The following is a 12,107-nucleotide window of genomic DNA, read 5'->3' as shown; positions in this document are numbered from 1 at the left end:
TTCCCGGTCGCATGGAGAGGCCCCCGTCGTCCGCTCCGGTCCGGTCCGCCCCTGCCTGGTTTAGGCTCGTCTGGCCCTGGCCGGTCTTATCCGGGCCGTGTCCGGGCAGGTCAGCGCAGTCGCAGGGCCGGACCTTCGCGGGGGACGAGCTCGCCGACGACCGGCGCGCCGGGGATCTCACCCGCCACGAGCAGGCCGCCTGAGGTCTGGGCGTCGGCGAGCAGCAGCAGGTCTTCCTCGCCGAAGCGGCCCGGATCCAGGTGCGGTGCCACCCACGCCAGGTTGCGCCGGGTGCCGCCGCTGACGTAGCCGTCCCGTACGGCTTCGCGAGCCCCGCTCAGGTACGGCACGGCCGCCACGTCGAGCACCGCCGTGACGCCGCTCGCCCTGGCCAGCTTGTAGAGGTGGCCGAGCAGGCCGAACCCGGTCACGTCCGTGGCGCACCCGGCGCCCGCGGCGAGCGCCGCCCGGGAGGCGTCCCGGTTCAGCGTGGTCATCGTGGCCACCGCCTGCGGGAAGACCTCGCCGGTCGCCTTGTGCCGGGTGTTGAGCACGCCGACGCCGAGCGGCTTGGTCAGGGAGATCGGCAGGCCCGCCCGGCCGCCGTCGATGCGCAGCAGCCGCTCAGGATCGGCGAGCCCGGTGACGGCCATCCCGTATTTCGGCTCGGGATCGTCGACGCTGTGGCCGCCCGCCACGTGGCAGCCCGCCGCCCGCGCCACCTCCAGGCCGCCACGCAGCACCTCCCCGGCGAGCTCCATCGGCAGCACGTCCCGGGGCCAGCCGAGCAGGTTCACCGCCACCAGCGGCTCCCCGCCCACCGCGTACACGTCCGACAGGGCGTTGGCCGCCGCGATCCGCCCCCAGTCGCAGGGGTCGTCCACCACGGGGGTGAAGAAGTCCGCGGTGGCCACGATCGCCCGGCCGCCCTCGACGCGGACCACGGCGGCGTCGTCGCCGTCGTCCAACCCGATGACCAGCTCACCGTGGAGGTCCTGGCGTGGCCCGTTCGCCTCCCGGAGCAGTCCGGCGACGACGGACTCCAGCTCACCGGGAGGGATCTTGCAGGCGCAGCCGCCCCCGTGCGCGTACTGGGTGAGCCGCACCGCGTCCTGCCGGGGAGGAGAGGCGCCTCGCTCCACAGTGCTCTCCGCCATGCCGCGTCTCCCCTGGTAGATCGGCACGCCGCCGTCCGGCACGCCGCCCCGATGCACATACCCGCTCGGGGGTATGTTCTCCCCCGGAGGCGTATGGGCGCCTGGTGGCCCCCGCGGTCTTCAAAATCGTCGAGGCCGAGGTTCTCGGCCTGGCGGGTTCGATTCCCGTCCGCCTCCGCCGTTCAGCGTGCGGGCCTGACGTTTCCGGCATGTCAGGAAGGGCCGCGGGGTGGCCGGGTGTGGCCACGCCGCGGCCCTTCGGTCAGGCTCGGCGGTTGTCCGGGGGTGCTATCCGCCTATCGCGATGGCGAAGATGTGCATGGTCGCGACGCCCGACTGCGCTCTCGCGCTGATGTTCGGCAGGTCGAGGCGGGAGACCTCCTTGTCCTGCAGCGCCACGCCGACGTAGTAGATGGTCGCGGGGGTGTTGAACTGCTGGTTTCCCGGCCGGTTCTGGTAGGGGGCCACGATGGCGGCGTCGCCTTCCGGCCTGGGGGCGCCGTACCAGTCGGGGGAGCTGAGGGTGAAGGTCTGCCTCGTGCCGTCCTTGTAGACGACGGTGGCCGGCCCGGACACCGCGCCGTACGTTCCGGTCAGCAGGAAGCCGAGTTTCGCGCCCGAGCCGCTCAGCTTGATGGACTGGCCGGAGGCGATGGCGTTGTCGGCGGTGCCCACCGGGACATCCGGCCACTTGAAGTCGATCCCGCCCTTGTTGACCGTGCTGCCGGGGGTGACGCCGACCTGGGCCAGTGCCTGGGCGGAGATGCTGCCGCCGTTGCCGTCGAAGGTGCCGACGGCGGTGTTGCCGTTGTCGGTCACGGCGATGTTGGTGAAGTTCTGCTCCAGCGGCGTCTCCCGGCCGTCCCACAGCCGGACCGAGGTCTTGGCGGAGGCGGTCCAGTCACGGCCGGTCGCCTTGGCGGTCAGGACCACGGTGGTCGCCGAGCCGGTCGCGGCGGGGGTGACCTTGAACTCGGCGGTGGCCTCGGAGTCAGGCCGCAAGGGCTTCAACACGACCTGCGCCGGAGTGACGGTCCACCCGTCAGGAACTTCGAGGGACACGCTCGTCCTGGGCGCGATCGGCATGTCGATCGCACGGAGCGTGAAGGTGACCGTCGCCTCCTGGCCCAGCGCGACCTCGGCGGGCGCGTCGAGCTTGACCTTCTGCAAGGCGTACGCGCGGTAGGTGTGACCGGCCTGTCCGGTGATTTCGAGCAGGTCGGGCTCGTCGGTCTGCTTGGTGCGAGCGGTGCCGCCGCGGGTGGCGTCGAGCACCCGGTAGCGTCCGGCGAACATCTGGCCGCGCACCTTGATCGTGCCGTCGCGATCGGGCGTGATCAGGAATTCGTCGGCCTGGGAATCGCTCCACGCCGCGCCGACGGTGTAACCCCCGCGGCCCCGCAGGCCTTCGATCCGCCCGGTCGGCCACGCCTCCGGCAGCGCGGGCAGCAGGTGCAGTTCACCGGCATGGCTCTGCAGCAGCATCTCGGCGATGCCGGAGGTGGCGCCGAAGTTGCCGTCGATCTGGAAGGGCGGGTGCAGGTCGAACATGTTGGGGGCGAGCCTGGCCGGCGTCACGAGGAAGCGGATGAGGTCGTGCGCACGCTTGCCCTCCTCCATCCGCGCCCAGTAGTTGATCTTCCAGGCGAGCGACCAGCCCGTTCCGTCGTCGCCGCGCAACTCCAGCGTCCGCCGGGCGGCCTGGAACAGTTCCGGGGTGCCGCGCTTGGTGATCTGGTTGCTGGGGTGCAGGCCGTAGAGGTGGGAGACGTGCCGGTGGTTCCGCTCGGTCTCCACCCAGTCGTACAGCCATTCCATGATGTTGCCGCGCGAGCCGACCTTCATCGGCGGCAGCCGGTCCGCGGCGGCCAGGACCTGCGCGCGGAAACTCGCGTCCACGCTGAGGACCTGGCTCGCCTCGGCGCACCCGTGGAAGAGGTCGCGCAGGATCTGGTTGTCCATGGTGGGACCGGCGGCGACGCTGGCGTTCGCGTGGTGGGCCAGTTCAGGAGAGTTGGAGGGGTTCGTGACCAGATATCCGAGCCTCGGCTCCTCCACGAGGGTGTCGAGGAAGAACTGGGCGGCGCCCTTCATGGCCGGGTAGTTCTTCCGCAGGAAGTCGACGTCGCCGGTGAAGTTGTAGTGGTCCCAGATCATGGTGGCCAGCCATGCGCCGCCGGTCTGCCACATGCCCCAGAACGCGCCGTCCACGACCGAGGTGGCCCGCCAGCCGTCGGTGTTGTGGTGGGTGACCCAGCCGCCGGCGCCGTACTGCGCCTGCGCCGTGCGGGCGCCGGTGACCGTGAGGTCGTTGATCATGCTGAACACCGGTTCGTAGCACTCCGACAGGTTCGTCGTGTCGGCGGGCCAGTAGTTCATCGGCAGGTTGGCGTTGATGGTGTACTTCGAGTCCCACGACGGGGACATCGATTCGTTCCAGATGCCCTGCAGGTTGGCCGGTTGCGTGCCGGGACGCGAAGAGGAGATCAGTAGGTACCGGCCGAACTGGAACAGCAGCGCGGAGAACTGCGGGTCGTTGACGGCGTTGTGCTGCGCGATCCGGACGTCGGTCGGCTGGTCGGCCGCCGAGGTGCGTGGGAGTTCGAGATTCGTACGCCCGAACAGCTTCTGGTAGTCGGCGACGTGCCGGCTGCGCAACTCGGCGAAGGTCTTGTCCTGGGCGGCGTTGAGGTGCCCGAGCGCGATGCCCTGGTAGTCGCCGCTCACGTCCCGGTAGTTCACGTAGCTTGAGCCCATGGAGACCAGCACCGTCACGCTGTCGGCGGCGGTGACCTGAAGCGTGCCGCCGGAGCTGGAGACGGTGCCGCCTTCGGCGAAGGCCCGGGCCAGTGCCTGGAACCGGACCGAGCCGGTGATGCCCCGGTGATTGCCGGACCGGCCGTCGAGCGCGACCGTCGCGCCGTCCGGGCTGGAGCGCGTGTTCTGCTGGGGGCTGTCGAAGGTCGCGGAGAACGTGATCGAGCCGGGCTGGTCGGCGGTCAGGCGGATCGCGATGACCTGGTCCGGGGCGCTCGCGAACACCTCGCGCCGGAAGCGCACCCCGTTCTTGAGGTACGTGGTGGACGTGGTGGCGGTGGTGAGGTCCAGCTGGCGGTTGTACTCCGTCGAGCCGGTGCCGCCGGGGAAGCTCAGCCTGAGGTTGCCGACGGGCTGGTAGGCCAGCTGGCCCACGGGGTTCCCGAGCATCGCCTGGTCGATGAGGTTCTGGGCCTGAGCCCACTGGTCCTCGAAGACCAGCCGCCGGATCTCCGCCAGCGCCGCGGCGCCCCTCGGGTTGCTCTGGTCGTACGGGCCGCCGGCCCACACGGTGTCCTCGTTGAGCTGCAGCCGCTCCTGGTCGACGTTGCCGAAGACCATGGCGCCGAGGCGTCCGTTGCCGATGGGCAGCGCGCGCAGCCAGTCGGTGCCGGCGGACCGGTCGTACCAGAGGGCCAGGTCGTTGGCGGCGAGCACTTCCGGAGGCGCCACCGAAGCGGCTCGGGCCACCGCCGTCCATTGCATGGGGAGCAGCAGAGCTCCGGCTCCGGCTGCGCTGATCGACATCAACTGCCTGCGGGACAGGTCTGGCATGGTGCATCTCCAAGCGTGGTGCAGCCTCGCCGGCAACCGAAATCGCGCATGCGACGACGAACTCGACGACAAGTCAACTCGGGAGTCCGGTCGGATCGGCAGCGTGGTGAGGTTTGGGACTGGGGGGGTTTCGGTCAAGTTAAAAGATTTGATGTATCGCGTCAATAGCCGTAACAAAAGCCAACGAAAATCCGCCCATGCGTCGTTCGTCGCCCCTAGACATCCGACCTATCAAGGTTTCAGAATGAGGACCGAGGGTGTGCGGAGATCGCTGGCGGCAACATTCGGCCATGTGAGGCGCGCTTCACATCATCGAGACCGGAGACGGGAAGTCCTGACCGACGACGCCCAGAGGAGACGCGCTCGCCGGAACGCCCGGCGGCAGGAATGGGAGGCCGGGCTTCAAAGGCCCAGGTCCTCGGCCTGGCGGATTCGATTTCCTCCCGCCTTCGCCTATGTTCGGAGAGTGGACCCACGCAGGCTCGTGCCGCGTACCGACGCCGTCCTCGCCGATCCCCGGCTGGTCGCGGCGGCGGGGCGGCTCGGGCGGACGGTCGTCAAGGACGCCGTGGCGCGGGCACAGCGGCGCGTACGGCAGGGCGTGCTCGATCCGGGAGAGGTCGCGGACGCGGCCGTGGCGGCGCTCCCGCCGTATCCGGCGAGCCCGCGGCAGGTGATCAACATGACCGGGGTGCTGGTCCACACCAACCTGGGCCGCGCGCCGCTCTCGGCCGCGGCGGTGGAGGCCACGGCCGCCGCGGCGGGTTGCACGGACGTGGAGTTCGACCTCGCCACCGGAGCCCGCGCCCGCCGGGGACGGGGCGCGATGGACGCGCTCGCGCGGGCCGTTCCCGCCGCGGAGGGCGTGCACGTGGTCAACAACAACGCCGCCGCGCTCGTGCTCGTCGCCACCGCGCTCGCCGCCGGGCGGGAGATCGTGATCAGCCGCGGCGAGCTGGTGGAGATCGGCGACGGGTTCCGCATCCCCGACCTGCTCGTCTCCACCGGCGCCAGGCTGCGCGAGGTGGGCACCACCAACCGCACCTCCTACGCCGACTACCGGGCGGCGGTGGGACCGGAGACGGGCTTCGTCCTCAAGGTGCACCCGTCGAACTTCCTGGTCGAGGGTTTCACCGGCTCGGTCGAGGTCGCCGAGCTGTCCGCGCTCGGTGTACCCGTGGTGGCCGACATCGGTTCGGGCCTGCTCGCGCGGGAGCCGCTGCTGCCGGGCGAGCCCGACGCGGCGAGCGCCCTGGAGGCCGGAGCCGAACTCGTCACCGCGAGTGGCGACAAACTGCTCGGCGGCCCGCAGGCCGGGCTGCTGCTGGGCCGGCGCGACCTGGTCGAGCGGTGCGCGAGACACCCGCTGGCCCGTGCGCTCCGGGTGGACAAGCTGACACTGGCCGCGCTGGAGGCCACCCTGCGAGGCCCCGCCACCCCCGTCCACCAGGCCCTGTACGCCGATGCCGCGCTGCTCGGCGAGCGTGCCGCCGCGCTCGCGGGCCGGCTGGCCGAGGCGGGGGTCGACGCGAGGGCCGTGCCGAGCGAGGCGGCGGTGGGCGGCGGCGGGGCACCGGGCGTGAGGCTGCCGAGCGCCGCGATCAGTCTGCCCGAGCGGTTCGCGGTGCCGCTGCGGGCCGGGCGGGTCCCGGTCGTCGGCCGGGTGGAGGGTCGCCGTCTCCTGCTCGACCTGCGTGCCGTGCCCGCGGACCGGGACGGTGATGTGCTGAGCGCCGTTCTCGGGGCGGAGCACCGCCGTGGGTGACCGTCGGGGCGGTTGCTCGGCACGCGGGGCGTGGGCGGGCGGCTGATGCACGTCGTCGCCACGGCGGGTCACGTCGATCACGGTAAGTCCACCCTGGTGCGGGCGCTCACCGGGATGGAACCCGACCGGCTGGCCGAGGAGCGGCGGCGAGGGCTCACGATCGAGCTCGGTTACGCCTGGACGGAGCTGCCCTCGGGGGAGCAGCTCGCCTTCGTCGACGTCCCCGGCCACGAGCGCTTTCTCGCCACCATGCTGGCCGGGGCCGGTCCGGCGCCCGCCGTCATGTTCGTGGTGGCGGCCGACGAGGGCTGGATGCCGCAGTCCGAGGAGCACCTGGTGGCGCTGGAGACCCTGGGAGTGCGGCACGGCCTGCTCGTGGTGACCCGCGCCGATCTCGCGGAGCCGGCTGCGGCCATGGAGCGGGCGCGGGCCCGTCTGGCGGCGGGTGGCCTGGGCGGTGCCGAGGCGCTGGTCGTGAGCGGGCGCACCGGGCAGGGCCTCGACGAACTGCGCCGGGCATTGGACCGGCTGGTGGCCGGACTGCCCGTACCCGATCACCGGGCGCCGGTTCGGCTGTGGATCGACCGGGCGTTCACCGTACGCGGCAGTGGCACGGTCGTGACCGGGACTTTGCCCGCGGGCACGATCACCGCGGGGGACGAGCTGGATCTCGACGGCGTGCCCGCGCGGGTGCGGGCGCTGGAGTGCCTGAAGGAGCCGGTGGCCTCGGTGACCGGCGTGGCCAGGGTGGCGCTCAACCTGCGAGGCATGCGCGGCCGGGGCGACCCCTGCCGTGGCCTCGCCCTGGTCACCCCGGACGCGTGGACGTACACCGACCTGGTCGACGTGCGCCTCAGCCCGTCGGGACCCGAGGACGACGGCCCGCGGTGGCCTGGTGAGCCCGAGGTGGACGGCCTCGGAGGCGGTGGCTCGCGCGTGCCCGGCGGGGACACCGGACCGGAGGGCTCCTGGGAACACATCCCCGAGGCGTTCGGAGGCGAGGGGCGTCCCGAGGGCTGGGACGCCGGTGATCTTCCGGGGCGGCTGACCGCGCACATCGGCTCCGCGGCGGTGGTGTGCGACGTGCGGCCGCTCGGTGGGCGGATCGCCCGGCTGCGCCTGGCAGGACGGCTCCCCCTGCACGCGGGCGACGTGCTGCTGCTGCGCGATCCCGGACGCGACCGGGGCGAGGTGCGGGTCCTCGCGCGGGCGAACGTGCTCGATCCTCGCCCGCCCGACCTGCGCCGCCGGGGCGCGGCGCGGGAGCGGGCGGCCGAGTTGGCGGCGGCCCCGCCGGACGCGGCCTCCCTGCTGCGGACCCACCTGCTGCTGCGTACGAGGGATCTGGTGGCGATGGGGTGTGCTCCGGGCAGGCCGGTGTGCGGCGACTGGCACGTCGATCCGGCGCACTGGTCGATGCTGGAGGAACGTCTCCCCGAGGTGGTGCGGCGCCACGCCTCGGCGCATCCGCTGGAGCCGGGCATGCCGGTTGAGGCGGCCCGCCACGAGCTGGCCCTGCCCGACCGTCGGCTGGTCGCGGCGCTCCTGCGCCCGCCGCTCGCCCCGGAGGCCGGGCGGATCGTGAGCGGCTCCTCTGCTCGCCCGGTGCTGCCCGTGCCGGTCGTCCGGGCCGTCGAGCGGCTCGGCGCCGAGCTGTCCGCGCGCCCCTTCCTGGCCCCTGAGGCGGGCAGGCTGGCCGAGCTGGGGCTGGGGCCCCGGGAGCTGGCGGCCGCCGTACGGGCGGGGGCGCTGCTCCGGGTGGCGGACGGGATCGTGCTGCTGCCCGGCGCGGACGTCCTGGCGGGCCGGGTGCTCGCCCGGCTGCCGCAGCCGTTCACGGTCAGTCAGGCCAGGCAGGCCCTCGGCACCAGCCGCAGGGTCGCGGTGCCGCTCCTGGAACACCTCGACGAAAGAGGGCTCACCGAGCGGGTCGACGAGATCCACCGCCGCTGCCGGCCCCACGCGGGACAGGGATCTCGCGGTATCACGCCGGTCACCGGATCCGGCGGAATCGGGAGGCGGATCCCGGAGGGGGATGGCTCCTGATATCGCCGCAACCAGCAGGTATATGGTGAAAAAAGGCGAAAAATCATCTTTGGTTCGGATGCGGTGGTCACCGTTCCCCTCACGTCCCCTCGACCGTCCCCCCGACGGTGGCGGGCCGCTCCGCCGGCGTCACGCGGAAGGGCACACCACGAGGAAACGAACAGGGAGGACGTCATGCCGAGCAACAGGGCCGTCTCGTACCAGGGGACAGGCAAGGTGGAGGTCCGGGACATCGACTATCCCGGGTTCGAGCTCAAGGACGGCCCCGGGGTGAACCCGGCGAACGTGGGCCGCAAGGTGCCGCACGGCGCGATCGTCAAGACCGTCGCGACGAACATCTGCGGCAGCGACCAGCACATGGTCCGTGGCCGCACCACCGCGCCCGTCGGCCTCGTCCTCGGGCACGAGATCACCGGCGAGGTCGTCGAACTCGGCCCGGACGTGGAGTTCGTCAGGAAGGGCGACCTCGTCTCCGTCCCCTTCAACATCGCCTGTGGCCGCTGCCGCAACTGCAAGGAGGGCAAGACCGGGATCTGCGAGAACGTCAACCCCGACCGGCCAGGATCGGCGTACGGCTACGTCGACATGGGCGGCTGGGTCGGCGGGCAGGCGCAGTACGTCCTGGTGCCCTACGCCGACTGGAACCTGCTCACGTTCCCCGACAAAGAGCAGGCGATGGAGAAGATCCTCGACCTCGCCATGCTCACCGACATCTTCCCGACCGGGTTCCACGGCTGCGTCAGCGCCGGGGTGAAGCCGGGATCGACCGTCTACATCGCGGGCGCGGGACCGGTCGGGCTCGCCGCGGGCGTCTCGGCGTTCCTCCTCGGGGCCGCCGTGGTCATCATCGGCGACCTGAACAAGGAACGGCTGGAAAAGGCCCGCGGCTTCGGCTGCGAGACCGTCGACGTGTCGCTGGGCGACCCGAAGGACCAGATCGAGCAGATCCTCGGCGAGCCCGAGGTCGACTGCGGCGTCGACGCCGTCGGCTTCGAGGCGCGCGGCCACGGTGGCGACTCCGACAGGGAACAGCCCGCCACCGTGCTCAACTCGCTCATGGACATCACCCGCGCCGGCGGCGCGCTCGGCATCCCCGGCCTGTACGTGACCGGCGACCCAGGGGCTCCGGACGAGGCGGCCAAGCAGGGGTCGCTGTCCATCAGGCTCGGCCTCGGCTGGGCCAAGTCGCTCGCCTTCACCACGGGCCAGTGCCCCGTCATGCGCTACAACCGCTACCTGATGCAGGCGATCCTGCACGACAGGGTGCAGATCGCCAAGGCGGTCAACGCCGTGCCGATCCCGCTGGAGCGGGCTCCCCAGGGGTACGAGGAGTTCGACCAGGGCGCCGCGTCCAAGTTCGTGCTCGACCCGAACGGCATGCTCGGAACATCCGGCTGACCGCCCGCACCACACCCTGAGGTGTGACAGCGCCCGAATCCTGTTCGCCGGCCTGGGCCGAGGGCTTCACCGCGGGCTGCCCCGGTTCGCAGCGGCCGGAAAAAGAGGGCCGGAGGGACTCGGGGAAGGAGGCTTGAAGGGCTCGGGAAGGGTCAGAGCGCTTCGACGAAGAGCTCGGCCTCGCGCTCGCCCATGCCCGTCTCACCGCGCACCAGGTGGATCGCCTGCTCCGCGCGGCCGACGGCCTTGAGTTCGCGCACGCGAGTGGCGAGGTCGGGCCCGGTGATCGCGACGGTGCTCGGGGACTCCACGGGATGGGCGGCGCGAACGCGCGCCATGAGGGGATGGCTCCACAGGTCGCGCCCCATGGCCACGGCGTCGACGACATCCTTGGCCTCCTTCAGGCCGAGCCCGGTGTATCGGCGCAGCTCCTTGATCGCCTGGATCTTCTGCCCCTGGCGGGTCAGCCCGGTGACGGTCTCATGCAGCCCCTGGGGCGTCAGCGGCGCGGTGGGCACCCCGCCGGAGACCGCGCGACCGCCCTTCCTGGCCGCCATGACGGCACCGACGACGATCGCCAGGACCACCACGAGCAGGACGGCGACGATCAGCAGCTCAGTGGGCCCGATGTTCGGCATGCCCGCATCGTACGCCGGATCCGCGCGGGTCGTGCGAGGCGATGACGGGTCGGGTGAAGAGGGTGCCGAGGAGCGTCGGGCCCACCTGCCCGAGGATCCGCGCGGGCGGCGTGGGGCGGCGGTGGGGCGGGCGAAGAGGGCGTCGACGAGCGCGTGGCTCGCCTGCCGAGGATGCGCACGGGCCGGGTGGGACGGAACGGGAGGTTTTTCTGCCGGGGAGTTCTCCCTTCTCGGGCAGGCGGTCTTGGGCAGGCGGTGAACACGATGGACGCCGACGGCGGTTAAATGGCAGCGTCCACATGGCAGCGTCCCAACCTGCCCCCAACGAGCCCGTACCCCCTGTCCGCGACCAAGGTTCGTTCCCCACCCGCGCCCCGTGGGCATCGGATCGAGAGGATCGTCATGTCCGCACACCATCGAACGGGCCGGGTCACGGCCACGCTGACCGCCTGTCTCGCCGCGATGGCGCTCACCGGATGCGCGAGCGGCGACGCCACGGCGCCCCGCGCGGCCACCCCCGTCCCGGCGGGTACGGGAGCCGAGACGGACGGCGGCACCGTGCTCCCGGGCCAGCCGGACGTCAACGGCGACGGCCGGGTCGTCATCGGGGTGCTGAGCCCCGGTGACATCAACGACAAGGGCTACTACCAGAGCTTCGTGGACACGGCGGAGGAGTTCGCCACCTCGAAGGGCTGGACGATCATCAAACGCGGTGGCGTCAACACCAGCGAGGCGCTCAACGCCGCGCGAGCGCTGTGCCGCCAGAAGGTCGACATGGTGGCCCTGGGCGCCGCGGACCTCAGGGACGCGATCCCCGCCGCCGAGGAGCCGGTGTGCGCGAACACCGCCTGGTACGTACCCTCCTCGGACAACGTCCCGCAGACGCCGAGGATCATGCTTTCCACCGACGAGGCGGACCAGAGCCTGCTCGCCGCCGGATACGCGGCGGGCCTGCTGATGAAGGAGAAAGGCGAGACCAAGGCCGGGTTCGTAACCGGGCCGGAGGTCGACTTCACCACCGCGGCGGCGAGGGCCTTCAGGGCGGGTATCCGGCTGGTGGTCCCCGAGGCCACGCTGACGGTCACCTACAGCGGCGACCTCAACGACTCGGCCAAGGCCAAGGAGGCCACCCAGGCCCAGATCAGCCAGGGCGTCAAGGTCGTCTACCCCTACCTGGGCGGCGCCACCGACGCGTCGGCGGAGCTGGCCGACGCCAACGGCGTGCTCACCCTCACCCCGGGCACCGACCGGTGCGCCTCCACCGCGCCCACCTTCGACATCTCGGTGCTCTTCAGTCCCGGAGACTACTTCAGGGCCGCGCTGGAGGAATTCGCCGCGGCGAAGCTGCGGATGGGCGTGGAGAAGGTCTGGAAGCTCGGCGTCGACCCGTTCCCCACCGTGAGGATCTGCGAGCCCACCCCCGAGCAGAGGGAGAGGCTGGAGACGTTCATCGCCGACGTCGGCAGCGGCAAGATCGACCCCAAGGCGGAAGTGCGGAGGCTCGGCTCCTGA

7 protein-coding genes and 1 tRNA gene are annotated in these 12,107 nt (G+C 71.8%); 5 read left to right on the top strand and 3 right to left on the bottom strand.

Annotated features, from left to right (window positions below; translation table 11 throughout):
* Positions 1 to 110: 110 nt before the first annotated feature.
* Positions 111 to 1,157: a selenide, water dikinase SelD gene (selD, locus tag ACFY3V_RS29060; RefSeq protein WP_389777954.1), complete on the bottom strand. Its 1,047-nt coding sequence runs from the start codon at positions 1,155 to 1,157 to the stop codon at positions 111 to 113.
* A gap of 85 nt (positions 1,158 to 1,242) precedes the next feature.
* Here selD and ACFY3V_RS29055 point away from each other — a divergent pair.
* A tRNA-Sec gene (locus ACFY3V_RS29055) sits at positions 1,243 to 1,335 on the top strand.
* 110 nt (positions 1,336 to 1,445) lie between these two features.
* Here ACFY3V_RS29055 and ACFY3V_RS29050 read toward each other — a convergent pair.
* Positions 1,446 to 4,748, bottom strand: a complete 3,303-nt coding sequence (locus ACFY3V_RS29050; protein WP_389777952.1) for a glycoside hydrolase N-terminal domain-containing protein — start codon at positions 4,746 to 4,748, stop codon at positions 1,446 to 1,448.
* A gap of 466 nt (positions 4,749 to 5,214) precedes the next feature.
* Between ACFY3V_RS29050 and selA the strand changes: the two genes are divergently transcribed.
* The 3 genes from selA to fdhA all read left to right on the top strand — a co-directional run bounded on the left by selA (position 5,215) and on the right by fdhA (position 9,957).
* Entirely contained in the window at positions 5,215 to 6,513 is a 1,299-nt protein-coding gene (selA, locus tag ACFY3V_RS29045) for an L-seryl-tRNA(Sec) selenium transferase (RefSeq protein ID WP_389777950.1), read from the top strand.
* A 12-nt stretch (positions 6,514 to 6,525) separates the two neighbouring features.
* Entirely contained in the window at positions 6,526 to 8,559 is a 2,034-nt protein-coding gene (locus tag ACFY3V_RS29040; RefSeq protein WP_389777948.1) for a SelB C-terminal domain-containing protein, read from the top strand.
* A 174-nt stretch (positions 8,560 to 8,733) separates the two neighbouring features.
* Positions 8,734 to 9,957: a formaldehyde dehydrogenase, glutathione-independent gene (fdhA, locus tag ACFY3V_RS29035; protein ID WP_362903235.1), complete on the top strand. Its 1,224-nt coding sequence runs from the start codon at positions 8,734 to 8,736 to the stop codon at positions 9,955 to 9,957.
* A gap of 152 nt (positions 9,958 to 10,109) precedes the next feature.
* Here fdhA and ACFY3V_RS29030 read toward each other — a convergent pair whose 3' ends face one another.
* Positions 10,110 to 10,595 carry a ribosomal protein L7/L12 gene (locus ACFY3V_RS29030; protein WP_389777946.1) on the bottom strand — a complete coding sequence of 162 codons (486 nt, stop codon included), beginning with the start codon at positions 10,593 to 10,595 and terminating at the stop codon, positions 10,110 to 10,112.
* A gap of 402 nt (positions 10,596 to 10,997) precedes the next feature.
* Between ACFY3V_RS29030 and ACFY3V_RS29025 the strand changes: the two genes are divergently transcribed.
* Positions 10,998 to 12,107: a BMP family ABC transporter substrate-binding protein gene (locus ACFY3V_RS29025; RefSeq protein ID WP_362903239.1), complete on the top strand. Its 1,110-nt coding sequence runs from the start codon at positions 10,998 to 11,000 to the stop codon at positions 12,105 to 12,107.

The organism is Streptosporangium sp. NPDC000095, from assembly GCF_042899335.1.
Taxonomy (GTDB): domain Bacteria; phylum Actinomycetota; class Actinomycetes; order Streptosporangiales; family Streptosporangiaceae; genus Streptosporangium.
The sequence above is the reverse complement of the archived record's forward strand: the minus strand, read 5'-3'. Positions and strand labels throughout refer to the sequence as shown.

Excerpts from the sequence above, each read along its gene's own strand:
- selD (WP_389777954.1), bottom strand. The coding sequence starts at position 1,157 with ATGGCGGAGAGCACTGTGGAGCGAGGCGCCTCTCCTCCCCGGCAGGAC.
- ACFY3V_RS29050 (WP_389777952.1), bottom strand. The coding sequence starts at position 4,748 with ATGCCAGACCTGTCCCGCAGGCAGTTGATGTCGATCAGCGCAGCCGGA.
- fdhA (WP_362903235.1), top strand. The coding sequence starts at position 8,734 with ATGCCGAGCAACAGGGCCGTCTCGTACCAGGGGACAGGCAAGGTGGAG.
- ACFY3V_RS29030 (WP_389777946.1), bottom strand. The coding sequence starts at position 10,595 with ATGCCGAACATCGGGCCCACTGAGCTGCTGATCGTCGCCGTCCTGCTC.
- ACFY3V_RS29025 (WP_362903239.1), top strand. The coding sequence starts at position 10,998 with ATGTCCGCACACCATCGAACGGGCCGGGTCACGGCCACGCTGACCGCC.